Source organism: Thalassobius sp. Cn5-15, assembly GCF_022347685.1.
Taxonomy (GTDB): Bacteria; Pseudomonadota; Alphaproteobacteria; order Rhodobacterales; family Rhodobacteraceae; genus Thalassobius.
The window spans coordinates 805,913-832,527 of record NZ_JAKRGF010000001.1 but is presented as its reverse complement, the minus strand read 5'-3'; the positions used below and the strand labels follow the sequence as shown (position 1 = coordinate 832,527).

Below are 26,615 nucleotides of genomic sequence, written 5' to 3'. Positions count from 1 at the left end.
GGATCTGGCTTATCACACATAACTCAGGATGAAGGTTTGCTGGCAATAACCGCGCTTAGCCCGCCCAACGAACGGATCGCACCATAGATAACGCCGCTGCCTCCAATCAACAGGAGGGCACCAACGGGAAAAGCCAGTACGAGACTTCCCAGAAAGACAGCGATTGGCCCCATCCCGCGATCACCATATCCTGTAGGAATACTGTTCCACCAAGCCAGGGCAGTCGCAATGATCAAGCCACAGATGATCATTAATCCCAGTCCTTCTATGACATAATGCCAACCACTTTTGTGGTTCGATTTTAGGTGCTCTGGCTCCGCTCCACCCGTATCAGCATCCGCGGCGGCCAGTTGCCGGCGAAGTCCAAGCTTGAACACCCAACCGGCCAAGGGGACGACAATGAAACTGGCCAATAAAACAGTAAGTCGTCGGATCGTATTTGATCCCCAATCCGTGTGGTAACTGACAGCCGGCGCTTCGATCACTGCATGCCAGTAGCCCCAGCCGACGAACCCGAACACGATGGCACAACCTGTTAACATCAACAAACGTGGCAATATTTTAAACTCCTAATAGAATATCAATTGCACCTAATCACATGTGGACAGAAGTATAAAACGCGTTCTTGTGTGGAACAAACCCCCCCGAAGGCATGGCCCCTTATTGCTTTGATTGCAAGGCGGTGATGAATTTGGGCGTGTTTTCGTGGGACACCCGCCCTCTAACCTATTGGTTTTGTCAGAGCAGGATTTTACGCGCAGTGGCGCACTTCAAGTTTGAAAGATAAGCATTTTTCCCGAAAACAGGCACACCCGCCGATCCTGCCAGATTTCCGTCCTGTTTGCATCTCAGCTGATATTTAGCCTGCGTCTGTCGCTCGCGTTGTACGCTTGCAGCGCGTCGCCAAAGCCGGGGGCGGCTGTCGTTGCGGTGTCATGCACACCGCATTTTTCTTGTGTTTGCGGCCTGATGTCAGTCACAGGTTGTATTTTTACGTAATGCTCAAATGGTGCGGCATCGCGTCGTTTAGAGGAGGAAGCGCCCTGTTTCCAATGCGTCTGCGTGATGTGGCCATAGACAGTGGTGAGCGTGCGAATGTAACCAGTGAAGGCCAAGTTTATGACCATCAAAACCCGTCTGTCTTTGACTTTTGCCCTGATGTCCGTCCTGTTTATCGGTATCGGCGCATTGTCTCTTTATGAGTTGCGTCAGGTGCAGCAGCGCGGCGAACACATCGTCGCCAGCGATGTAGCCGCACTTCAGAAAATCGAAGACCTCGCCGCGGTGCAGGCCAAGATCGAAACCAGCATTCGCAACTACATGCTGATCGAAGATCGTGCCTTGCGCAAAGAGCTGAAGGCTGAGATGGCAGAACTGAAAGCACGGCAAGAAAAGTTGATCACCGAAGGCGAGCTACTGGCCTATGGTGCGCTCGATGTTGCATCTGAGGCCGGAGCGGACGGGGCGCAGCCCGTTTCCGACGGTGCGGGCGATGCCACGGCAACCAGCGAACGTGCTGCGCTGGATCCGGTGATGGCCGGTTTCCTCACGCAATACGCAGAGCTGAAGGCCCAGTCGGAGCGTGCCAATAAAAAAGTAATGAACGTCCTCGTCTTTGGCAGCAAAGACATGGCTGCCAGCATTCTGATAACCGAGTCGACCAAGATTGACACCGCGATGGAAAAGCTGCTGACCGAAGTCTTCGCCGAGAAGAACGGCGCGATGCAGACGTCGATTGAGGAATCCCAGGCGATCTACGATACCGCATTCAATCAGGTGGTGACGATGGTGGCGGCGGCGCTGTTGATTGGTGTCCTTACCGCATGGAGCATCATTCGCGCTCTGTCGCGTGGGCTGCGCATGGCTATCGGCCTCAGTAAGGATGTGTCGCAGGGTGTTCTGTCGCGTACGGTTGATCATAAAGAAAAGGGCGAGCTGGCCGATCTGCTCGACAACCTCAACGACATGGTGACCAACGTGCGCGGTGTTGTGACCAACGTGGCCGAAGGCGCGCGTTATGTGTCTACCGGCGCCAATCAGATGGCCGAAGCGTCCGTTGGGATTGCCGATGGCGGATCGAAACAGGCGGGGGCGACCGAAGATGTCTCTGCCTCGGTTGAGGAAATGACCGCAAACATCTCTCAGACCGCAGAAAATGCGGTTGAAACGGAAAAGATGGCGCTGGCTTCGGCCGAAGAGGCCCGCGACAGTGGTGCGGCGGTCAAAGAGGCGATGGACAGCCTCAATACCATCATTGACCGTATCAACGTGGTTCAGGAAATCGCCCGTCAGACCGACCTGTTGGCGCTGAACGCCGCGGTGGAGGCTGCGCGTGCGGGTGAACATGGGCGCGGCTTTGCCGTCGTGGCGGCAGAGGTGCGCAAGCTGGCAGAGCGCAGCCAGGAAGCCGCAGGCGAGATTTCGGCGCTGTCGTCGGGCACGCAAGGGGCGGCTGAAAAGGCGATGAAAATGCTCGACGGGCTGGTGCCGAACATCGAACGCACTGCTGCGCTGGTTTCTAATATCTCCAACGCCAATAGCGAGATTTCGCAAGGCATGACGCAGATCAACCATGCGATCACCAGTCTTGATGACGTGACACAGGAAAACAACGCCGCGTCCGAGGAAATGTCTGCCACTGCCGAAGAACTGGCCGCACAGGCGCAGAGTTTGCGCGAAACCGTCGGGGCCTTTGTGCTGGAATGCGATGGCAGCGATACCGACTGTCAGGCCGCTGCCGCAGTGATTTCTGGTGCGGATCAAGACGAAGACCAAGAGCAGGACGCAGCGGGCCAAGCGGCGCAAGCAGCACAGCCGCACCCCGCCAAGGAAGAGCCGGTCATTGATCTTTCGATGGACGATTTAGAGGATGAGTTTGCCGATGAGGCCGAGGTTGATTTCATCCCCAAGGACAGCTCATCAGACAAAAGCAAAGCTGCATAACTTCTTTTGACCGCGGCGCCGCGAAGGGGGCGCCGCGGTTCAGGCTATTCTGGCTTCTGGCCAATCAGACCCCACTGATCAAAAGCCGATGGCGCAATCGTCCCTGAATTGGGTGTCGTCGGTAGAAACAACAGTAGAGAGTGTATGAGTATGAAAGTCACAATTAAAACCCGGCTAACGGTGACGTTGGTGGCGTTGACACTTGTGATCGCCGGTATCGGCGGGTTGTCCGTCAACGAAATGCGCAAGATGAACGCGGTGAACGACAAGATCGTCGCCCGTAACTTCTCGGCCCTGAAAGAGGTCGAAGAATTGGCCAATGTGCATGAGCAAATTCAAACGCGCATCCGCGACTACCTTCTGGTTGAGGGGCGCAAGGATCGCAAAGCTCTGAAAACAGAGTTGAAGGCACTGACCGATGACCGCAAGGCGCAGGTTGCAGCCGCGTTTGCATTGCACCGTGAATTTGCCCTGCAGGACGGGATCAGCGAAGAGACGCTGGCGGATGTAAGAGCCCATCTGGGTGAAGGCGACGTCTCGGCTCAGCACGAACTGGCGATGCTGGCGTTCCTTGAAGAATATCAGGCGATCTCGAAGAAGATTGATCGGGTGAACCGCAATGTGATGCAGATGTTGGGTGTGGGTGGCGTGAGCATCGCGGCCAACCTGCTGCGCGAGGATAATCGCAGCAATTACATCCGTATGGCAGAATTGGTTGATTACACGCTGGATCAGGAAAATCATCTGTTGGACAAAGCGCTGGCCAAGAATGTCGAAGTATATGAGTGGACACTGCGTATCCTGATTGGCTCGGTGATTGCTGGCATTCTGATTGCGATTGTTATGGGGCAGGGCATTGTGACCGCCCTGTCGCGCGGCATGAAGCAGGCGGTTGATCTGTCCAGCGATGTGGCTGGTGGTGATCTGAGCAAAACCATAACTCACAAACAGCGCAACGAGCTGGGCGATCTGCTCGACAACCTCAACGACATGGTGACCAACGTGCGCGGTGTTGTGACCAACGTGGCCGAAGGTGCGCGTTATGTGTCTACCGGCGCCAATCAGATGGCCGAAGCGTCCGTTGGGATTGCCGATGGCGGATCGAAACAGGCGGGGGCGACCGAAGATGTCTCTGCCTCGGTTGAGGAAATGACCGCAAACATCTCGCAGACCGCAGAAAATGCGGTTGAAACGGAAAAGATGGCGCTGGCTTCGGCCGAAGAGGCCCGCGACAGTGGTGCGGCGGTCAAAGAGGCGATGGACAGCCTCAATACCATCATTGACCGTATCAACGTGGTTCAGGAAATCGCCCGTCAGACCGACCTGTTGGCGCTGAACGCCGCGGTGGAGGCTGCGCGTGCGGGTGAACATGGGCGCGGCTTTGCCGTCGTGGCGGCAGAGGTGCGCAAGCTGGCAGAGCGCAGCCAGGAAGCCGCAGGCGAGATTTCGGCGCTGTCGTCGGGCACGCAAGGGGCGGCTGAAAAGGCGATGAAAATGCTCGACGGGCTGGTGCCGAACATCGAACGCACTGCTGCGCTGGTCTCTAATATCTCCAACGCCAATAGCGAGATTTCGCAAGGCATGACGCAGATCAACCATGCGATCACCAGTCTTGATGACGTGACACAGGAAAACAACGCCGCGTCCGAGGAAATGTCTGCCACTGCCGAAGAACTGGCCGCACAGGCGCAGACGCTGCGTGACAGTGTGCGCTACTTCCAGCTGGAAGAGGGGCAGGCGGATCTGGATGAGGCCGCTGTTGTCAGCGACGCGCCGGTTGCGGCCGAACAGTCAGAGGCCGCCCCGGTGGCGTCCGAGGCGCTGGCGCATGGGGCTGGGATTGATCTGTCGATGGATGATTTCGAAGAAGACGCGGATGATGCGGATGATGATGTCGATTTCACCCCCGCCCAGACCCGCGCTGCCTGATTTGGCGGCCCGATCTGGCTGTTCGATCTGACTGGTGAAACTGGAAACATTGCTTGCGGGGCCTGTCTCTTTATGGGCGGGCCCCGCTGCTCATTTGACCGCGCTTTGACGAACCGTCGTAGGCAGCGCCTGATCCGTGATCAACAGCCTGATCTACGAAACTTGCACAGGTTTTCATGTTTTGACCGGTGATTTTTTGCGGCTGATGCGCCAATTGCGCGAATGCGAATTGATCTTTTGGCCCAGCTGCTCTAAGGGAAACGTGAACCGTGCAGGCTGCACCATATGGCAGGCGCCTGTACCGTCGCATTCTGTGATGCAGCGCCGCTGCTGTTCGTCAACCAGCTACCCTGTAAAAAAACGAAAGGTAGAAACATGGCTGAAAACAAGACGCCCGACATTTTGTATACAATTGTAGACGAAGCGCCCGAGCTGGCCTCCGCCTCCTTCTTGCCGATCATTCGCAAGTTTGTCTCGACTGCCGGAATCACCGTGGGCACCCCAGACATTTCGCTAGCGGGCCGCATCATCGCGACCTTCCCGGAAAACCTGACCGATGATCAGCGCCAGTCTGATGATCTGGCCGCACTGGGTGAGTTGGTAAAGACCCCTGACGCCAACGTTATCAAGCTGCCCAACATTTCGGCCTCTGTGCCGCAGCTGGTTGCCGCGATTGAGGAACTGCAGGGGCAGGGCTACAATATCCCTTCCTATCCCGAAGCGCCCGCAACTGACGCTGAAAAAGAGATCCGCGCCCGTTACGACGCGATCAAAGGCTCCGCTGTGAACCCGGTTCTGCGCGAAGGCAACTCTGACCGTCGTTCGGCGAAGGCGGTAAAGAACTACGCTCAGAACAACCCGCATTCGATGGGGGCTTGGGCTTCGGACAGCAAGACCAAAGTGTCCTCGATGCCCGGCAGCGATTTCTATGCCAACGAAGTGTCGGCGACCATCTCTGCTGCTCAGGCCGGTGATGCGAAGATCGAATTCGTCGCTGCGGACGGTGCTGTCACCGTTCTGAAGGACAGCTATCCTCTGGCCGAAGGTACCGTTGCGGATGCGACCTTTATGTCTGCTGCTGCATTGGGTTCCTTCCTCGCCGAAGCGATTGAAGACACCAAAGCCGACGGCACCATGTTCTCGCTGCACATGAAAGCGACGATGATGAAGGTCTCTGATCCGATCATCTTTGGTCACGCGGTGAAAGCATGGCTGGGTCCTGTTTGGGACAAACACGGCGGCGCAATCGCCGCTGCTGGTGGCGCTGCCAACTCGGGCCTCGGCGCGGTTCTGGCGGCCATCGACACGCTGGCCAACGCCGATGAGATCAAGGCAGAGATTGCTGCGCTGGACCGTCCGTCCATGTATATGGTCGACAGCGACAAAGGCATCACCAATCTGCACGTGCCGTCTGATGTGATCATCGACGCATCGATGCCCGCCGTGATCCGCGCGGGTGGTAAAGGCTGGGATGAGGCTGGCAATAAAGGTGACACCAACTGTGTGATCCCTGACCGCTGCTATGCCACCGTTTATGACGAAACCATCAACTTCTTCAAAGCCAACGGCGCGCTGGACGTGACCACTGCAGGTTCTGTGGCCAACGTTGGTCTGATGGCCCAGAAGGCAGAAGAATACGGTTCGCACCCCACCACCTTCGAAGCGCCTGCCGCAGGCACCATCCGCATCGTTCTGGCGAATGGCGAAACCCTGCACAGCCACAACGTCGAGGCTGGCGACATCTGGCGGTCTTGCACTGTGAAGAAAGCCCCGATCGAGAACTGGATTGAACTGGCGTTGGATCGTCAGCGACTGACCGGATCCGAGGCGATCTTCTGGCTGGACGCAAACCGTGCCCATGACGCAGAGCTGATCAAATACGTCCAGCCCGCACTGGAAGCAGCTGGTAAGGCGGACCTGTTTCAGATCATGGCCCCGCGCGAAGCCACTGCACAGTCGCTGAAAACCATCACCGCAGGCAACGACAGCATCGCCATCACCGGCAACGTGCTGCGTGACTACCTGACCGATCTGTTCCCGATCCTTGAGCTGGGCACATCTGCTAAAATGCTCTCCATCGTGAAGCTGATGCAGGGCGGCGGTCTGTTTGAAACCGGCGCGGGCGGCTCGGCACCAAAGCATGTGCAGCAGCTGGTCGAAGAAAACCACCTGCGCTGGGACTCGATGGGCGAATTCTGCGCATTGGGTGAAAGCCTGAACTTCCTCGCCGACGCCAAAGGCAACGCCAAAGCAGGCGTTCTGGGCGTCGCGGCAGAGGCAGCGACACAAGGCATTCTGGACGATAACCGCTCGCCCTCGCGCAAGGTAGGTCAGCCGGACAACCGTGACAGCCACTACTGGTTCGCCCGCTACTGGGCCGAAGCACTGGCCGCTCAGTCCGACGATGCGGATCTCGCGGCAGAGTTTGCCGGTGTTGCCAAGGCGCTGGCAGAGGGCGAAGCGGCCATTCTGGCCGAACTGGCGGCAGCCCAAGGTCCGGCAGCGGACATTGGCGGCTACTTCCGCCCGTCGGTTGAGCTGAAAGCCAAAGTGATGCGCCCCTCGGCCACACTGAACGCGATCATCGACTGATCGAATGTGACCCGGATGTGATCCGGGATCATTTGAAATCTGGGAAAGCCGTCCACATGTGTGGGCGGCTTTTCGGTATTTGGCGAGGAAAATACGTCAGTACACCCCCGATGCATCCCCGGTACACTACCGGTGCGGCGCCGCTCCCAAAGATGTAAATCCTATGCCTGCGTCTGCTAAGTATTAACTGCCGCGCGCGCCAGCTTCGCCGCATGGGCGCGATAGGTGAGGAGACCCACGCATGTTACACGATGTGCGCATGATCGCCGGCAGCTTGCGCCTTACCTTGCCTATTCCCGAACCGCGTTAGCAGAAACGGATCGTCGCCCGGTGTCTGAAAGCAGCAAAGTGCAGTTGGCCGCCGTGGTCTGAGCGGAGTGCTTGACAGACAGCGTATGGGGCTTTCTATGACAGGAAACTGTCGTTCCAGATCGAAGGCCCGAATATATGACCACCCTCACCATTGATCCTCAGCGTCTGAAAACCCTGCGCAAGGCCCGCAAATTGGGGCGGCCGAAATTGGCCAAGCTGGTCGGTATGACGGAACGCCAAATCACGAAACTGGAAACCGCAGTGGCCGGTCCTGCCACCGCCATGGCGGAACCCGCTGCAGACCGTCTCGCGGCCGCGCTGCATATTCCGACGCTGGTGCTGACCGGCGAACTGGCGCTGATTGATGAGGATCTGCAACAAGTGCAAAACAGTTGCACCAGTGGGTGCTGCGGTTAATCCTTTTGGATGAGGGGCATGGGACAGAGGTCTAGCCAACACGTTTTTCCTTTGGCTCGCCCCCCAATTTGCGCTAAGAGCGCGACCATAGTGGTTGCGCATTGCCCGCACCGATCCACCGACCGCAGGCCTGTTCTCAATGCTGACGCCGCGTATCTGGGTTACAGGATCAGGGTGGGAAGTGATTGCACTTCACCATGAAATGGTATACGACCGCATACAAATGAGCCTGCCCCCAGCTTGCCACATCCCGCATTGTGAATGTGGATAGGGCTTTCGAAACACCAAATCGCTAGGAATGTCATGAGCTTGTACACCGACTACCTGACTGAGATTGCCACTCGTAAAGAGGAAGGCCTGAACCCGAAACCCATCGACGGTGGGGATCTGGTCGCAGAACTGATCGAACAGATCAAAGATCAGGGCAACGCGCACCGCGAAGACTCGCTGAACTTCTTTATCTACAATACACTGCCCGGCACTACGAGCGCCGCAGCCGTGAAGGCCGCGTTCCTGAAAGAGATTATTCTGGGTGCCGCCGAGGTTGCAGAGATTTCGGTCGAGTTTGCTTTCGAATTGCTCTCGCACATGAAAGGTGGCCCGTCTGTTGCGGTTCTTCTGGATCTGGCGCTGGGTGACGACGCAGCCATCGCCGCACAGGCGGCTGAAGTTCTGAAGACCCAAGTGTTCCTTTATGAGGCCGACACTGATCGTCTGGACGAAGCGTTCAAAGCAGGCAACGCCGTCGCCAGAGAGCTGCTGGAAAGCTACGCCAAGGCAGAATTTTTCACCAAGCTGCCCGAAGTTGAAGAAGAGATTAAGGTTGTCACCTATATCGCCGGTATCGGTGATATTTCGACGGACCTGCTGTCGCCGGGTGCCGAGGCGCACTCGCGTGCGGACCGTGAACTGCACGGCAAGTGCATGATCACCCCTGAGGCGCAGGACGAAATTCAGGCGCTTCAGAAACAGCACCCCGATGCCCGTGTGATGCTGATCGCTGAAAAAGGCACTATGGGCGTTGGCTCGTCCCGCATGTCGGGTGTGAACAACGTGGCCCTGTGGACCGGCAAGAAGGCATCGCCCTACGTGCCCTTCATCAACATCGCCCCCGTTGTGGCAGGTACCAACGGCATTTCGCCGATCTTCCTGACCACCGTTGGTGTGACGGGCGGTATCGGCATTGATCTGGACAACTGGGTCAAGAAGGTCGACGCCGACGGCAACGTTGTTGTGGACGAAGACGGCGAAGCGGTTCTGGAAGAGGCATACTCGGTCGCCACCGGCACCGTGCTGACCATCAACTCCAAGACCAAAACCCTGCATGATGCAGACGGTAAAGAGCTGAAAAGCGTTGCTGCCGCCTTCACCCCGCAAAAGATGGAGTTCATGAAGGCAGGCGGCTCCTACGCTGTTGTCTTCGGCAAGAAGCTGCAGACATTCGCCGCGGCTGCACTGGGTCAAGAACTGAAATCCGCCTACGCACCGTCGAAAGAAGTGTCCGTAGAGGGCCAAGGCCTGACCGCGGTTGAAAAGATCTTCAACCGCAACGCACTGGGCGCAACCCCCGGCGCCACCCTGCACGCCGGTTCCGACGTGCGTGTGAAGGTGAACGTTGTGGGGTCGCAGGACACCACCGGCCCAATGACCGCGCAGGAACTGGAGGCGATGGCCGCCACCGTGATCTCGCCTTCCGTCGACGTGGGCTACCAGTCGGGTTGTCACACCGCATCCGTTTGGGACAAGAAGGCACAGGCCAACATCCCCAAACTGATGAAATTCATGAACGATTTCGGTCTGGTCACCGCGCGTGACCCGAAAGATCAGTATCACGCGATGACTGACGTTATTCACAAGGTGCTGAACGACATCACTGTAGATGACTGGGACATCATCGTTGGCGGCGACAGCCACACCCGTATGTCCAAAGGCGTCGCCTTTGGTGCGGACTCGGGCACTGTTGCGCTGGCGCTGGCCACTGGTGAAGCGGCGATGCCGATCCCTGAGTCGGTCAAGGTGACCTTCAAGGGCCAGATGGCAGAGCACATGGATTTCCGTGATGTGGTGCACGCCACGCAGGCGCAGATGCTGGAACAGCACGGCGACAACGTCTTCCAGGGCCGCGTCATCGAGGTGCACATTGGCACCCTGCTGGCTGACCAAGCGTTCACCTTCACCGACTGGACCGCAGAGATGAAGGCGAAGGCTTCTGTCTGTATCTCCAACGATGACACCCTGATCGGGTCGCTGGAACTGGCCAAAGGCCGTATTCAGGTGATGATCGACAAGGGTATGGAAAACGCCGTTGGCACCCTGCAGGGTCTGATCGACAAAGCGGATGCGCGTATCGCGGAAATCAAGTCGGGTGAAAAGCCTGCACTGACCCCGGATGATAACGCCAAGTACTTTGCCGAAGTTGTGGTGGATCTGGACCAGATCGTTGAACCGATGATCGCAGACCCGGACGTCAACAACGACGACGTGTCCAAGCGTTACACCCACGACACCATCCGTCCCGTGTCCTACTACAAGGCCGAGAAGAAGGTTGATCTGGGCTTCGTCGGCTCGTGCATGGTGCACAAGGGCGACATGAAGATCGTGGCGCAGATGCTCAAGAACCTTGAGAAGCTGAACGGCAAGGTCGAATTCAACGCGCCGCTGGTTGTGGCCGCGCCGACCTACAACATCATTGATGAGCTGAAAGAAGAGGGCGATTGGGAAATCCTTGAGCGCTACTCCGGCTTCACCTTTGATGACATGTTCCCGAAGACACAGGCCCGGACCGAGTATGAGAACATCCTCTACCTCGAACGCCCCGGTTGTAACCTCTGCATGGGGAACCAGGAAAAAGCCGCCAAGGGTGACACTGTTCTGGCCACCTCGACACGCCTGTTCCAAGGCCGCGTTGTAGGCGACCTGCCCGAGAAGAAGGGTGAGAGCCTGCTGGCTTCGACCCCGCTGGTTGTTCTGTCGGCGATCCTGGGCCGCACGCCCACGCTGGAAGAGTATAAGGCCGCTGTCGAAGGCATCGACCTGACCAAGTTCGCGCCGCCGCTGCAGGTGCCGTCGACCACCAAGTCGGCCCACTTCTAAAGCGTCAAATAGCGTAAGACATCAGACCCTCCCCCCCTCGGGGAGGGTTTTTTTATGCTCGGCTGCAGTGGGCATCAATGGCAATGCAAAGAGGGTAGGGCAGGCCTGTTGCCGTATTTTTTCTGTTGACAGAAGGGGGTTGCGAAATTATCGCCGCATCACGCTGATTAACCCCACAGCGTTTCAGGAGACTATGACAGATGAAATGGCTTCATCTTCACAACGCCGGACAGATTGAACCCGCGTAGTCTGACGTGGCTTTACTGCCGTGTGTTCTCTCTCCTAGACTTTCCTATACATTGCAAAGGTGTGTTCGCATGACCCATGAACAGCCCCTTTCCGCCAATCTTTACGGTCTTGACCGTTGGGGCAAAGGCCTCTTGTCCGCGTTGCCAAACGGCGATGTCGCCCTGTGTGATCCGGCGCATCCCGACGCGCCGCCGATCAGCCTGCCTGAGATTATGCAGGATCTACAGCAGCGTGGCATCGCCAGCCCGCTGGTCCTGCGCGTCAAAAGCTTCCTTGAGGCGGAGATCCGCACCCTCAACGAAGGCTTTGCCGAGGCGATCCAGCGCACGGGCTATCGCGCGCCCTATCGCGGTGTGTTCCCGATCAAGGTGAACCAGCAGGCGCAGGTGGTAGACCGCATTGTCGAATTTGGCCGCCAGTATGATTACGGGCTGGAAGCAGGGTCAAAGCCTGAACTGGTGATCGCGCTGGCCCACCGGCTGTCGCGCGACGCGCTGATCGTGTGCAATGGGGTCAAGGATGCGGAGTTTGTCCGTCTGGCCATCCTGTCGCGCCGTCTGGGATTCAACACGGTGATCGTGCTGGAAAGCCCGAAAGAGGCCGAGATCGTCATTGAGGTCGCGCGCGAATTGGGCATGGATCCGCTGTTGGGTGTGCGGGTCAAGCTGACCAACCAGATCAGCGGCAAGTGGGAGAGCAGCTCTGGCGACCGTTCGGCTTTTGGGATGAACACTGATCAACTGATGCGCGTGGTAGATCGGTTGCGTCACGAGGGCCTGCTGCACTGTCTGAAACTGCAACACTCTCACCTTGGATCGCAGGTGCCGGACGTGAACGACGTACGCCGCGCCGCGACCGAAGCCTGCCGGTACTTCACCGAACTCGTGGGTGAGGGCGTGCCGCTGACCCATCTGGATCTGGGCGGCGGTCTGGGGGTGGATTACACTGGCGAAAAACGCGCCAGTGAAAACTCCATCAACTATTCGATGGCCGAATATGCCACCGCGGTTGTCGAAACCGTGGCCTACGCGATGGATGAGGCAGCGGTGGATCACCCTGTTCTGATCACCGAAAGCGGTCGCGCGGTATCCGCCACATCGTCCATGCTGATTTTCGATGTCCTTGAAAGCACGCTTTATGATGCGCCGGACGCGCCGGCGGTGCAGCCTGATGATCACCACCTGCTGGCTGATCTGGCTGCGGTGTCGGGCTATTTGGTTGCTGACCGCGTACAGGAATGCTGGAACGACGCGCGGTTTTACCGCGATGAGCTGCGCGCCCTGTTCCGTCGTGGCTATGTGGACCTGCGCCAGATGGCGCGGGCGGAACGCATCTACCTGAGCCTGATGGCGCGGATCAAGGATATTGCCCGCACGGCTGAGGCAAACAGTGAGTTGGACAAAGAGCTGCAGAAGATCGCGGATGTGTACCACTGCAACTTCTCCGTCTTTCAGTCGCTGCCGGATGTCTGGGCGATTGATCAGTTGCACCCGATTGTACCGTTGCAGATGCTGGATCAGGCACCGGACCGCCGCGCGGTTCTGTCTGACATCACCTGCGACAGTGACGGCAAACTGGATCAGTTCATTCTGGACGGTGAAATTGCCCCATCCTTGCCGGTGCATTCCCTGCCAGAAGATCGGCCCTACTACCTTGGCGTCTTTTTTGTTGGTGCTTATCAGGAAACGCTGGGGGATCTGCATAACCTTTTTGGGGACACCAATGTGGTGACGATCGACCTGCGCCCCGATGGCGGTTTTGACCTCTTGCACGAACAAGAGGGCGACACCATCGCCGAGGTTCTTTCCTACGTGGAATACGATCCCGCCGATTGCCTCGCCGCCTTCCGTAAGATGGTGGATGAGGCCATTTCCGCCGGTGGCCTGAAGGCCAGCGACCGCAAGACATTGATCGGGGCCTATCGCGACTCGATGAATGGCTATACCTATTTTGAATGACCCCCTGTTAGGGCAAACGCTCGAGGAGAGACTGATGGGCAAAACACTTGTTGTAGGGGCCGGCGGCGTAAGCCACGCAGCCGTGCACAAAATGGCAATGAATGCGGATATCTTTAGCGATATCACGCTGGCCAGCCGCACCAAATCCAAATGCGATGCCATCGCCGCCAGCGTCAAAGAACGCACCGGCGTAGAGATCAAGACCGCCGCGCTGGACGCCTATAAGGTTGCCGACACCGTAGCGCTGATCAAGGAAACCGGCGCCGAAATTCTGGTGAACCTTGCGCTGCCCTATCAGGACCTCGTGCTGATGGATGCCTGCCTTGAAGCGGGGTGCCATTACCTCGACACCGCAAACTATGAGCCCGAGGATGTGGCGAAGTTTGAATACCATTGGCAGTGGGCTTATCAGGACAAATTCAAAGAGGCAGGCCTGACCGCTATTCTGGGATCTGGCTTTGATCCGGGCGTGACCTCGGTGTTTGCAACTTGGCTGAAAAAGCACAAGCTGGACACCATTCGCCAGATCGACATTCTGGATGCCAACGGTGGCTCGAATGATCAGGAATTTGCCACGAACTTCAACCCGGAGATCAACCTCCGCGAAGTTCTGGCCGAGGTGCGCCATTGGGAAGGCGGTGAATGGAAAACCAGCCCGGCGATGACCACCAAGGTCGAGTTCGATTTCCCCGCCATCGGCAACAAGAATATGTACCTGATGTATCACGAGGAGCTGGAGTCGCTTTCGACCCACTTCCCCGAGATTGAGCGCGCCCGTTTCTGGATGACCTTCGGTGATGCCTATATCATGCACGCCAAAGTGCTGGAAAACGTTGGCATGACCCGCATTGATCCGGTGGTGCACGACGGTCAGGAAATCATTCCGATCCAGTTTCTGAAAACCCTGCTGCCCGATCCCGGCGATCTGGGTGCGGAAACCAAGGGCAAGGCCTGCATCGGCGACATCGCCACCGGTCAGGCCAAAGATGGTTCGGGTGAGAAGACCTATTACATCTACAACATCTGCGATCACGAAGAGTGTTTTGCCGAGGTTGGTTCGCAGGCTGTATCCTACACCACCGGCGTGCCCGCGATGATCGGTGCAGCGCAGGTGCTGAAAGGCAATTGGGTCAAGCCCGGCGTCTGGAATATGGAACAGCTCGATCCCGATAACTTTATGGATATGCTCAACGAACACGGTCTGCCGTGGCAGGTGCATGAGCTGGAAGGACCGGTTGACTTCTGATCGCGATAGCGTCAACTAGCGACAGTTTCGCCCGATTTCGCGATGACATCGGGCGAGACAGACCGCCATCCCCCCAACGCCGCCTTCTGGCGGTGTCGGCGTGTCGCCCCTCAACACTCACTTGCTGGCCCCTGTCGGCGCAATTTCGGATTGACGACAATGACCGATGTCATGACCACCCAAGCCGGCGATGCCGGCGCATTTCAACACTTTGATCTGGGGCGTGTTCCGACCCCTTGTTTCGTCGTTGACGAAGCCGCGATTGAACGCAATCTGCGCATCTTGCAGGATGTGTCGACCCGTTCCGGCGCACGTATCTTATTAGCGCTGAAGGCGTTTTCGATGTTTTCGCTGGCACCTCTGGTGTCGCGCTATCTGTCGGGCACCTGTGCCAGTGGCCTTTACGAGGCGCGTCTGGGCCGTGAAGAATTCAGCGGCGATGTCACCAGTTATTGCGCCGCCTACAAAGTGCAGGACATGGCAGAAATTCTTGCACTGTCGGACCATGTCATTTTCAACACACCGGCGCAGAAGGATCGCTTTCTGGCAGACGCTCAGGCCGCTGGTGTACAGATCGGTCTGCGGATCAACCCCGAACATTCTGAGGGCGAGATTGCCAAGTACGATCCCTGCGCACCCGGATCGCGACTGGGGACGCCGGTGTCGCAGCTGACGCCAGAAGCGCTGGAAGGGGTTGTGGGGCTGCACATGCACACGCTGTGTGAGCAGGGTTTTGAACCGCTGGAGCGCACATGGTCTGCGGTCGAGGATCAGTTGCGTCCCTATCTGGGGCAGATCAAATGGATCAATTTCGGCGGTGGCCACCACATTACCCGCGCTGACTATGACCGCGACGGGTTGGTGCATTTCATTCAGGACATCCGCGCCACCTACGGGGTGGAGGTCTATCTGGAACCCGGCGAAGCGGTGGCGCTGGATGCGGGCATTCTGGTGGGGGAGGTGCTGGACCTGCACCACAACAGCATGAACCTTGCGATCACCGATATTTCCGCCACCTGCCACATGCCCGACGTGATCGAGGCCCCTTATCGCCCGGCGATGCTGGATGAGGCTGCAGAGGGCGGGCGCTATCGGTTCGGTGGACAATCCTGTCTGGCTGGTGACGTGATCGGCGATTACGTCTGGGCCACGCCGCCTGCGGTAGGCGATCGTTTCGCCTTCCTTGACCAGGCGCATTATTCGATGGTGAAAACCAACACCTTCAATGGTGTGCCGCTGCCCGCGATTGCGCTGTGGAACAGCAAGACCGACGATCTGCAGATGATCCGTGAATTTACCTATGATGACTTCAAGGAAAGGCTGTCCTAAGCGATGAGCACCTCTATCTTCCTCGACAGTGAGCTGACCGCAGATGAACGCGGTGTGGATGCGCGGTTCCATGTGATCCCCGTGCCGCTGGAACGTACGGTGTCGTATGGTTCGGGCACCGTGGACGGTCCCGCCGCGATCCTTGAGGCCTCGGACGAGCTGGAGCGCCTGTGTGCAGGCTGGGAGCCCTGTGGCCAGGGCGTCCATACGCTGCCGTCTGTTGATTGCGACGGCCCGCTGCCAGAGGTGATGGAACGTATCGCGGCGACCACCGAAGGCGTGGTGAAGGCGGGCAAGCTGCCGGTGACGCTGGGGGGGGAACACTCGCTGAGTTATGGCGCGGTGATGGGAGTGGCGCGTGCGCTGGGCCAGCCGATTGGAATCGTACAAATCGACGCTCACGCCGATTTGCGGATTGCCTATCAGGGCGAAAAGCATTCGCATGCTTCTGTTATGCACCTCTTGGCGGAACAAGGTGTGCGTCTGGCGCAATTCGGCGTTCGTGCCCTGTGCCCGCAAGAGGCAGACAGCCGGACCAGCAACAACGTTTTCTATGTGGATGCCGAAGAACTGGTCACAGGCAACATTCACGCGGTCGATCTGCCTGAGGATTTTCCTGAGCTGGTCTATGTAAGCTTTGATGTGGATGGTCTGGACCCCAGTCAGATGCCCGCAACTGGCACGCCTGTGCCGGGTGGATTGCAGTTCTATCAGGCGCTTCATCTTGTTGAAAACGCACTGAAAGGGCGTCGTTGCGTGGGTCTTGACGTGGTCGAGCTGGCGCCGAACGGGGAGGCAGCATGGGATTTCACTGCTGCGCAGATTACTTATCGTTTGATGGCGGCCTGCGGGGCGTAGGTTACATCACATCACTTCTGTCAAAGGCGGCCCAGCGGGTCGCCTTTTTGTTTGTGCATATTGGGGTGAGCTATCTGATAACCTTCTGTTTTTGTCGGATAAATCCCCGCAGCAGAGGCATGAAAATCACGCCACGCCGCAATTTGGCATCTCTTGGTCGTGACTGAACGGTGGGCGCAGTCCCGGGTGGCGCATTTAGGCAGCAGAATGGCGTAAACCGTAATCTGACCCTACGTCGGATATGGTAGGCTAATCCAAATATCTACGTTGCAACCAGCAAAACACACACGCAAGTGCGGACGGGAGGTCACAACATGTCGTTGGATGACGCGGGCATCTGGAAATCCGGCAAAGGCAAAGGTCGCCACACGACCAAAGGCCGCCAGTTGGATGATAAAGCCCATGGCGAGGTTCTCGCCCTTTTGGGGGATCGTCCCCGCAATCGCGATTTGCTGATCGAGTTTCTGCACCTCATCCAGGACGAATACGGGCATCTGAGTGCGGCGCATATGCGTGCACTGGCAGAGGAAATGCGCCTCGCCATGTCCGAGATTTATGAAGTTGCAACCTTCTATGCCCATTTCGATGTGGTCAAAGAAGACGAGGCCCCGCCGCCCGCGCTGACCATCCGTGTCTGTGACAGCCTGTCGTGTGAAATGGCGGGTGCCCAGCAGTTGAAACAGGCGCTTGAGGATGGTCTGGATCCGTCCGAAGTCCGTGTTCTGCGCGCGCCGTGCATGGGCCGTTGTGATACCGCGCCGGTTCTGGAATTGGGCCATCACCACATCGATCACGCGACCCCAGAAAAGGTGCAAGCGGCGATTGCGGCAAACCATACGCATGCGGATATTCCTGATTATCAGGACATGGCGGCCTATCAGGCGGATGGCGGCTACGCCAAGCTGAAGCAACTGCGCGAGAACGGCAACTGGGAAGAGGTGCAGGAAACTGTGCTGTCTTCTGGTTTGCGTGGTCTGGGCGGCGCAGGCTTCCCCTCGGGTCGCAAATGGGGCTTTGTACGCGCGAATGCAGGTCCGCGTTATCTGGCCGTTAACGGCGATGAGGGCGAACCGGGCACCTTCAAGGACCGCTACTATCTTGAGCGCACGCCGCACCTGTTCCTTGAAGGTATGCTGATCGCCGCATGGGCGGTTGAGGCAGAAAAAGCCTTCATCTACATGCGCGACGAATATCCCGCCGTGCTGGAAATCTTGCGTCGTGAGATTGCAGAACTGGAAACCGCTGGCATTGTGGAACCGGGGTATATTGATCTGCGCCGTGGGGCAGGGGCCTATATCTGCGGCGAAGAAAGCGCGATGATCGAAAGCATCGAAGGCAAGCGCGGCATCCCGCGTCACCGCCCGCCGTTTGTGGCGCAGGTCGGTATCTTCGGCGCGCCGACCTTGGTGCACAACGTTGAAACCCTCTACTGGGTGGCCAAGATCTGTCGCGAAGGCGCAGAGGTGATGAGCAGCGTTGAGAAGAACGGTCGCAAAGGCCTGCGCTCCTACTCCGTCTCTGGCCGCGTAAAGAACCCCGGTGTGCACTTGCTGCCTGCTGGGTCCACCATCGACGACGTGATCGCGGCTTGCGGTGGCATGGCAGATGGTCACGTGTTCAAGGCCTACCAGCCGGGCGGCCCGTCCTCCGGTCTGCTGCCTGCCAGCATGAACGACATTCCGCTGGACTTTGACACGTTGCAACCGCACGGCACCTTCATTGGGTCCGCCGCTGTTGTTGTCCTGTCCGAGGCCGACAGCGCCCGTGAAGCCGCGCTGAACATGCTGCGCTTCTTTGAGGATGAGAGCTGTGGCCAGTGCACGCCCTGCCGCGTGGGCTGCGAAAAAGCAGTGAAGCTGATGCAGGCGGACCGCTGGGATCAATCCCTGCTGGAAGAGCTGTGCACCACCATGGGCGATGCGTCGATCTGTGGTCTGGGTCAGGCCGCGCCGAACCCGATCCGTTTGACCATGAAACACTTTGCAGATGAGGTCTGAGGGATGAGCGACCAAATCAAATTCACCCTCGACGGGGAAGAAGTCACCGCAGATCGCGGCATGACCATTTGGGAAGTGGCCAACGGCCGTGGGCTGAAAATCCCGCACCTGTGCCACAAGCCGCAGCCGGGCTACCGCCCCGACGGCAACTGCCGCGCCTGTATGGTAGAGATTGAGGGCGAGCGTACGCTGGCTGCCTCCTGTATCCGCGAACCTGCTGAGGGCATGGTTGTCACCACCAATTCGAACCGCGCTGAAACTGCGCGTAAGATGGTTGTGGAAATGCTGGTCACCGATCAGCCCGCGCGTGAAGAGGCGCACGATAAATCCTCGCATCTGTGGGATATGGCTGATGCCAATGGCATCGACACCAGCCGCTTCCCCAAGCTGGAAGAGGGCCGCATTCCGCTGCTGGATGACAGCCACGTCGCGATGAGCGTGAACCTTGATGCCTGTATCCAGTGTGGTCTGTGTGTCCGCGCCTGCCGTGAGGTTCAGGTGAACGACGTGATCGGCATGTCTGGCCGTGGCCATGACGCCTATCCGACCTTCGACTTTGCTGACCCGATGGGCGACAGTTCCTGTGTGGCCTGTGGTGAATGTGTGCAGGCGTGCCCCACCGGCGCGCTTCTGCCGTCGTCGGTTGTGGACGAAAACCAACAGGGTGACACTGCTGATTTCGATAGCGAAACCGAAAGCGTCTGCCCCTTCTGTGGTGTCGGCTGTAAGGTCTCGCTCAAGGTGAAGGATGGCAAGGTCAAGTATGTGGAGGGCATCAACGGCCCCGCAAACGAAGGTCGCCTGTGTGTGAAAGGCCGCTTTGGCTTTGACTACATTCACCACGAACACCGTCTTACCAAACCGCTGATCCGTCGTGACGATGCGCCGGCAAAGGGCTTGAACGTCGATCCCGGCAACCTGATGACCCACTTCCGTGAAGCCAGTTGGGAAGAGGCGATGGAAAAAGCCGCAGGCGGTCTGGCGAAACTACGCCAGTCGCATGGTGGGGCGTCGGTTGCGGGCTTTGGCTCGGCGAAATGCACCAACGAAGAGGCGTATCTGTTCCAGAAGCTGATCCGTCAGGGGTTCAAGCACAACAACGTCGATCACTGCACCCGTTTGTGCCACGCATCATCGGTTGCGGCGCTGATCGAAAACGTTGGCTCTGGCGCTGTGACAGCCACCTTTAACGAAATTGAAAACGCTGATGTGGCGATCGTTATTGGCTGTAACCCTCTGGAAAACCACCCCGTTGCGGCAACCTACTTCAAGCAGTTCACCAAACGTGGTGGCAAACTGATTGTGATGGATCCGCGCGCGCAGGGCCTCAAACGCTTTGCCTATCAGACGCTGCAATTCCGCCCCGGCGCGGATGTCAGCATGCTGAACGCGATCTGTAACGTGATTGTCGAGGAAGGCCTTTATGACCAGCAGTACATCGACGCCTATACGGAAAACTGGGACGCAGAGAAGGCACACCTGAAGGACTTCACCCCCGAAGCGATGGAAGACATCTGTGGCATTAAACCTGATGTCATCCGCGACGTCGCCCGTACCTTTGCGGGTGCGAAATCGGCGATGATCTTCTGGGGCATGGGCGTCAGCCAGCACATCCACGGCACCGATAACTCGCGCTGCCTGATTTCGCTGGCACTGATGACAGGTCAAGTGGGGCGTCCGGGCACCGGCCTGCACCCGCTGCGTGGTCAGAACAACGTACAGGGCGCGTCTGACGCGGGTCTGATCCCGATGTTCGTGCCGGATTATCGTTCGGTTGAGGATGACGCGGTCCGCGAAGACATCTTTGGTGTTTGGGGGCGCGATGAGGATTGGTCGAACAAACGCGGTCTCACCGTGACCGAGATTGTCGATCAGGCCTACGCGGGCAACGTGAAGGGGATGTATATTCAGGGTGAAAACCCCGCCATGTCCGACCCTGATGCGGAACACGCGCGCGAAGCGTTTGCGAAGCTGGAACATCTGGTGGTGCAGGATATCTTCCTGACCGAAACTGCCTGTTTTGCCGATGTGATCCTACCGGCCTCGGCGCTCTATGAGAAAAACGGTACCGTTTCCAATACCAACCGTCAGGTTCAGCGGGTCCGTCCCGCCGTCACCCCACCGGGTGAAGCGCGCGAAGATTGGGCGATCACCGTGGAACTGGCGCAGCGTCTGGGCCTTGATTGGGGCTACACCGATGTGTCGCAGGTCTTTGACGAGATGAAGCAGGTGATGAAGTCGCTGAACAACATCACCTGGGACCGTCTGAAGACAGAAACCGTGACCTACCCGTCGCTCAGCCCCGAAGATCCGGGTCAGGCTGTGGTGTTCGGCGATGGCTTCCCCCGTGCAGGTGGGCGTGCGCGCTTCACTCCTGCGGCGGTTATCGCGCCGGATGAGGCGCCGGATACGGATTACCCGATGATCATGACCACCGGTCGTCAGCTGGAACACTGGCACACCGGGTCGATGACCCGTCGGTCCAAGGTTCTGGACGCGGTAGAGCCCGAAGCGAACTGTTCTCTGCACCCCAAAACCCTGCGTCGCCTTGGCGTGCAGCCGGGGGATATGGTGCGTCTCAGCACACGCCGCGGTTCGATCGAGATTATGGCCCGTGCCGACCGCGCAGTGGCAGAGGATATGGTGTTCGTACCCTTCGCCTATGTTGAGGCGGCGGCAAACATCCTGACCAACCCAGCGCTGGACCCCTACGGCAAGATCCCTGAGTTCAAATTCTCCGCCGTACGCGTAGAAGCAGCGCAAAAGATCGCTGCTGAATAGCGCAGGATCTGGATAGACATGCAGAAAGGCCGGAGCTTGCTCCGGCCTTTTTTGTTGTGTCCTGCAATTATGCAGGTGATGATGGTGCGCCGTCTTGGCTCTTTTACGGGTCTGGCATGCACTCTGTGGTTTAATTCACATCATCCTCACGACCGATTTTATCGCTGTGAGCGAAAAAATTTGCGAGATGCCATCAAATTGTCTATGTTTTCTATAAAAAGAGAATAAAGCGGCTCTCAAAGTATTAAGACCCCGCCGCGAGCTGAGAGGTTTCGATCGATGCACTTGCTTTACTTGATGCGCTATTCGTATTTTGGTCAGTCCGGTTGGCGGGGTGAAGCCAGTCGTGATCCCGGAAAACTGTTCGATCCCAAACGTCTGGAAGAACGCGAGTATTTTCTGCGCAAGGTTGCGCTGCCGTCGTTGCGGGATCAGACAGACCAGGGCTTTAATCTGATTGTCCTGTCCTCGACCCTGATGCCGGAGAAGTATCAGACCCGCCTGAAAGACATCTGTCATGACATGTTGGGGTCACGGGCGCATGTGATCTTCCGCGAACCGGACTCCACATCGCGGGTGTTCCAGAAATACCGTTGGCAGACCTTTGATCGTTATGCGCACACTGCGCAGATCGTGCTGGATGACGATGACGCGGTTGGCGTCGATTTCACCGCGGATCTACGGGGTGAAGCAAATGCAGCCGTCACTCTGCGCAAGGCGAATCAGCCGAACTATACATTCCTGTCCTGGCCGCGTGGCGTCACCGCAGAGTTTAAGGAAGGCGCACTGAAGCTGATTCCGCGCAACGTGCCGGCGACCAATCTGGGCCTGACCGTTGTGGCCCCCACTGAAAGCCATCGCAGCCCGTTCCGCGTGGCCCACCACAAGGTGTTGGAACGTCGCCCTGTACGGGTGATCCACACGCTGGAACCGCAATACATCCGGTCTGTGCATGGCACCAACGACAGCAAAGGGCGTCGTGGTGATGCGTCTGTCCGCGAAGAGGAAATGCCGCGCCTCTACGACACCTTCCCGTTGCTGAACGGTCTGAAAACAGATTGGAAGATGCCGTTCAGCGATGAGGTTCCGGCCGGTGATATGAAAATCGCGGCAGAGTAATCACAGTATTCGAAGCAATGAAAAACGCGCCCCGATTGAGGGCGCGTTTTGCATTTTTATAGGGTAGGGCGGAGAACCGTCTTATTCACCCACGTATTTGTTCAGCGTGTCATCGTCGAGCATTCGCTGAACCTGCGCTGCCATTTCCGGGCTGAGCGTTGACAGGTCAAAATCCGCCAGTGCGCCAGACATATCGGCCTGTGTGTCGCGCAGTTTGAACCGACCCAACTGTGCCCGCATCAGACTGGTGGAGGAGGACAGCTGTTCCGCCCCCGTTGCCAGCGAACTGGATTCTGAATCTGTTGTGGCGGCGGTGCCTGCGATTTCACTGACCGAGTTTGAGATATGACCGACCGCCGCCTGTTGTTCGCGGGTGGCAACGTTGATTTCCCCGACCAGTGATTTCACATCATCAAAGGAATCCGACAGGGACCTGAAGGCGGTGTCCATGTCATTGGCAATTTTCACGCCTTCCTGAATAGCTTGGGTCGAATCCTCGATCAGCGATGTGGTTTCCTGTGCCGCTTTGGCAGAGCGACCTGCGAGGTTGCGCACTTCTTGGGCCACCACAGCAAAACCGCGACCATATTGGCCTGCACGCGCGGCCTCTACCGCAGCGTTGAGCGCCAGGAGGTTCGTTTGAAACGCAATTTCATCAATCACCTTGTTGATTGATGCGATCGAACGGGCCTTGGCGTCGATGCCGTCCATCGCGGTCAGCAGGCTGGCCATGGTGTCGCTGCCGTCGGTTGCGGTTTGGCTGGCGGAATTGGCAACCTCATGGGCACGGTTGGCCGCGTCCGAGGTGGCGCGCACCATGCTTTCGGTTTCATCAAAGGAGGAGGAGATTTCGTCAATCGCCTGACTCGCGCGCTCGGCACTGGTGGACAGGGTGTGTGACGAGTTGGAAACGCGGTCAGAGGATTTGCTGACCTCCTGGATCTGCGCGTTCAGCTCGCCCACTGTGTGGCTCAGATCCGCGAAGGCGCGGTCAAAGGTTTCCATCACTTCACGGAATTCACCCTCGAAGGTTTCAGTTTCAATATGAATGGCCAGATCCCCTGTCACCATCGCTTCCGAGGCTTTGCGGATTTCGGACGTCAGCGCCAAGAAGCTGGAGCGCACATGCTCCACGCCATCGTTGACGGCGGCTTTATCGCCTTTGAACTGCTCCATCTCGAAATTGAAGTCACCGGCTGCAAAGGCAGCGGTGGCGGCGCCCATGCATTTTTGGATATGCATATGGCCCTTCACCATGGTGTTCACGGCTTTGGCCACTTCGCCCAAACGGTCTGGATAGTTGCCGTCGGCGATAAATATGCTGGTATCGCCTTCTTCATGGGCACCACCCATTGCCTTTACTTCCGCCAAAAAGTTGGTCAGATCCTCGCGTGCTTGACGCTCTTCGGTCCGGTCCTGCCATTCGACAACAATTGCATCCAGTGTGCCATCATCGTTGAAGTTGGGCGAAGCGTGAAAGGTCAGATGTTTGCTGCCGACCTTGAGCTTGCCTAGATGGGTTTCGGTCATATTTGCGATGACATCACGCTGATAGGACGGTTTTTTGTGAAAATCGTCGATGGTTTTGCCGATGATATCACTGGCGGTGAAATGCGGCAGATCTTCTTGGATGGCGGCCTCAATACTGGCGAACATCTTATAAGCGACGCTGTTGGCATAGCGAATGACCAATTGGCTATCACAGACCATGATCGGGCAGCTGAGGTGTTCGTAGGCGGCGTAGGCTGTCTGTTGGGACAGATTGCTGGTGTCTTGTTTTGCGGGGTCTACACTCGACATCATAAATCTTTCTGAACTTGTTACTGCGTGTTTGAACGCGCTGTAACAGGTAACGACATCAAAAATTGGAATATTAGTGACCGCTGTTGGAAATGCCGCCGAATTTGGTGTGGGAGTGGGGTAAGATACTCGTTTCAAGTGAGTAAATTTTCCACGGCAATTGCGTCCCTGCGTGATCGCCCTGAGGGGGTGAGTATTGCAGAGGGCTTGCGTTAAATGCAGTATTTGTCGCTGATCTGCCTGCATTGGTTGAGATAACAGGCAGAAAGCGTAGACACGAGCCGCTGCTTGGTCTATCGCAGGCGCCAAATTACCGATGGTACACAGGGGATCTCACTATGAGCCAGGGCAAGAACGGTCTGACCTACGCAGACGCAGGTGTGGATATTGATGCAGGCAACGCGCTGGTCGATCGGATCAAACCGGCAGCCAAGCGTACTGCGCGCTCCGGCGTGATGGCGGGGTTGGGTGGCTTTGGCGCGCTGTTTGACCTAAAGGACGCAGGCTACAAAGACCCTATTCTGGTGGCCGCCACCGACGGTGTGGGCACCAAGCTGCGCATCGCGATCGACACCGGCAATGTAGATACCATCGGCATTGATCTGGTGGCCATGTGTGTGAACGATCTGGTCTGTCAGGGTGCAGAGCCGCTGTTGTTCCTCGACTACTTCGCCACCGGTAAACTGGAACTGGACAGCGCAACCCGCATCATCAACGGCATCGCCGCTGGCTGCGAACAATCCGGCTGTGCGCTGATCGGTGGTGAAACCGCCGAGATGCCCGGCATGTACAGTGAAGGCGACTTTGATCTTGCCGGTTTCGCTGTTGGTGCGATGGAACGCGGCGCGGATCTGCCTGTAGACGTGAAGGCAGGCGATGTGCTGCTGGGTTTGGGATCTAACGGCGTGCACTCCAACGGCTATTCGCTGGTGCGCAAACTGGTTGAGGTCTCGGGCCTTGGCTGGGACGCGACCTGTCCGTGGGATGACCACCAGACGCTGGGTGCCGCGCTGCTGGCACCGACCCGTCTTTATGTCAAACAGGTTCTGGACGCGATCCGCGCAGGTGGCGTACATGCGCTGGCCCATATTACTGGTGGTGGTTTGACCGAAAACTTGCCGCGCGTTCTGCCCGACGATCTGGGCGCGACGATTGATCTGGGCGCATGGGATATGCCGCCTGTGTTCAAATGGCTGGCCGCAACGGGCGGTATGGAAGAGGCCGAGATGCTCAAAACCTTCAACTGCGGCATCGGCATGATCCTTGTCGTTGATGAGGCAGAAGCCGAAGCACTGACCAAAGTGCTGGAATCCGCTGGCGAAACCGTCACCAAACTGGGCGCCGTGACCACCGCGCCGGGCGTTGCCTATGAGGGTGCGCTGCTGTGAGCAAACGGGTCGCGCTGCTGATTTCGGGCGGCGGTTCGAACATGGTGAAACTGGTCGAAAGCATGCAGGGCGATCACCCTGCACGCGCCGTCCTTGTGGGGTCCAATGACCCAGAGGCGGGCGGGTTGAAAAAAGCGGCTGAGATGGGCGTGCCCACCTTCGCCGTTGATCATCGCCCCTATAAAGGCGACCGCGCTGCGTTTGAGGCGGAACTACAGCGCCAGCTGGAAGAGGCGCAGCCGGACATCATCTGTCTGGCGGGCTTCATGCGGGTTCTGACCGAAGGGTTCGTGCGCAATTGGGAAGGGCGGATGCTGAACATCCACCCGTCGCTGCTGCCGAAGTACAAAGGCCTCAACACCCATCAACGCGCGCTGGATGCGGGTGATGATGTAGCAGGCTGTTCCGTGCATCTGGTGACGCCGGAATTGGATGATGGCCCCATTCTGGGGCAGGCGCGGGTTCCGGTTCAGGCAGGTGATACCGCCGACACGCTGGCTGCACGGGTGCTGGTTCAGGAGCACAAACTATACCCTGCCGTATTGCGCCGCTTTGTGGCCGGTGAAACGGCGCCGCTTATCCTTGATTGACCCCAACACCGCAC

16 protein-coding genes are annotated in these 26,615 nt (G+C 57.8%); 14 read left to right on the top strand and 2 right to left on the bottom strand.

The genetic code is table 11. The features are described 5' to 3' along the window. Positions 1-23 precede the first annotated feature (23 nt). Positions 24-557, bottom strand: coding sequence for a hypothetical protein (locus MHM86_RS03995; RefSeq protein ID WP_239196069.1), 534 nt, complete (start codon positions 555-557; stop codon positions 24-26). A gap of 562 nt (positions 558-1,119) precedes the next feature. Here MHM86_RS03995 and MHM86_RS03990 point away from each other — a divergent pair. From MHM86_RS03990 to MHM86_RS03935, 12 genes are all read left to right on the top strand, one after another. Next, entirely contained in the window at positions 1,120-2,943 is a 1,824-nt protein-coding gene (locus MHM86_RS03990) for a methyl-accepting chemotaxis protein (RefSeq protein ID WP_239196067.1), read from the top strand. A 144-nt stretch (positions 2,944-3,087) separates the two neighbouring features. Continuing rightward, positions 3,088-4,872: a methyl-accepting chemotaxis protein gene (locus MHM86_RS03985; protein WP_239196065.1), complete on the top strand. Its 1,785-nt coding sequence runs from the start codon at positions 3,088-3,090 to the stop codon at positions 4,870-4,872. A 375-nt stretch (positions 4,873-5,247) separates the two neighbouring features. Then, positions 5,248-7,464 carry an NADP-dependent isocitrate dehydrogenase gene (locus tag MHM86_RS03980; protein ID WP_239196063.1) on the top strand — a complete coding sequence of 739 codons (2,217 nt, stop codon included), beginning with the start codon at positions 5,248-5,250 and terminating at the stop codon, positions 7,462-7,464. Between the two features lie 447 nt (positions 7,465-7,911). Beyond that, the gene (locus MHM86_RS03975; RefSeq protein ID WP_239196061.1) at positions 7,912-8,193 is read left to right on the top strand and encodes a helix-turn-helix transcriptional regulator; all 282 of its coding nucleotides are present in this window, start codon (positions 7,912-7,914) and stop codon (positions 8,191-8,193) included. 303 nt (positions 8,194-8,496) lie between these two features. Further along, positions 8,497-11,286: a bifunctional aconitate hydratase 2/2-methylisocitrate dehydratase gene (locus tag MHM86_RS03970; protein WP_239196059.1), complete on the top strand. Its 2,790-nt coding sequence runs from the start codon at positions 8,497-8,499 to the stop codon at positions 11,284-11,286. Between the two features lie 317 nt (positions 11,287-11,603). Further along, on the top strand, positions 11,604-13,493 hold the full coding sequence (gene speA / locus MHM86_RS03965) for a biosynthetic arginine decarboxylase (protein WP_239196057.1): 1,890 nt from the start codon (positions 11,604-11,606) through the stop codon (positions 13,491-13,493). 34 nt (positions 13,494-13,527) lie between these two features. Then, positions 13,528-14,739: a saccharopine dehydrogenase family protein gene (locus tag MHM86_RS03960; RefSeq protein WP_239196055.1), complete on the top strand. Its 1,212-nt coding sequence runs from the start codon at positions 13,528-13,530 to the stop codon at positions 14,737-14,739. Positions 14,740-14,898: 159 nt separating this feature from the next. Next, on the top strand, positions 14,899-16,068 hold the full coding sequence (nspC, locus tag MHM86_RS03955; RefSeq protein WP_239196053.1) for a carboxynorspermidine decarboxylase: 1,170 nt from the start codon (positions 14,899-14,901) through the stop codon (positions 16,066-16,068). Between the two features lie 3 nt (positions 16,069-16,071). Further along, the gene (gene speB / locus MHM86_RS03950) at positions 16,072-16,926 is read left to right on the top strand and encodes an agmatinase (RefSeq protein WP_239196051.1); all 855 of its coding nucleotides are present in this window, start codon (positions 16,072-16,074) and stop codon (positions 16,924-16,926) included. Positions 16,927-17,240: 314 nt separating this feature from the next. Beyond that, positions 17,241-18,923, top strand: coding sequence for an NAD(P)H-dependent oxidoreductase subunit E (locus MHM86_RS03945; protein WP_239196049.1), 1,683 nt, complete (start codon positions 17,241-17,243; stop codon positions 18,921-18,923). 3 nt (positions 18,924-18,926) lie between these two features. Beyond that, positions 18,927-21,704: a formate dehydrogenase subunit alpha gene (gene fdhF / locus MHM86_RS03940; protein ID WP_239196047.1), complete on the top strand. Its 2,778-nt coding sequence runs from the start codon at positions 18,927-18,929 to the stop codon at positions 21,702-21,704. Between the two features lie 279 nt (positions 21,705-21,983). After that, on the top strand, positions 21,984-22,823 hold the full coding sequence (locus MHM86_RS03935; protein WP_239196045.1) for a glycosyltransferase: 840 nt from the start codon (positions 21,984-21,986) through the stop codon (positions 22,821-22,823). A gap of 81 nt (positions 22,824-22,904) precedes the next feature. On the opposite strand, the gene MHM86_RS03930 is transcribed toward MHM86_RS03935, so the two are convergent. Next, complete coding sequence (locus tag MHM86_RS03930) at positions 22,905-24,623, bottom strand: methyl-accepting chemotaxis protein (RefSeq protein ID WP_239196043.1); 1,719 nt, start codon at positions 24,621-24,623, stop codon at positions 22,905-22,907. Between the two features lie 338 nt (positions 24,624-24,961). Here MHM86_RS03930 and purM point away from each other — a divergent pair, with 338 nt between their 5' ends. Then, positions 24,962-26,011, top strand: coding sequence for a phosphoribosylformylglycinamidine cyclo-ligase (gene purM / locus MHM86_RS03925; RefSeq protein ID WP_239196041.1), 1,050 nt, complete (start codon positions 24,962-24,964; stop codon positions 26,009-26,011). Further along, on the top strand, positions 26,008-26,601 hold the full coding sequence (purN, locus tag MHM86_RS03920) for a phosphoribosylglycinamide formyltransferase (RefSeq protein ID WP_370644021.1): 594 nt from the start codon (positions 26,008-26,010) through the stop codon (positions 26,599-26,601). Before purM ends, purN begins: the two co-directional genes overlap by 4 nt. Positions 26,602-26,615: the final 14 nt, after the last annotated feature.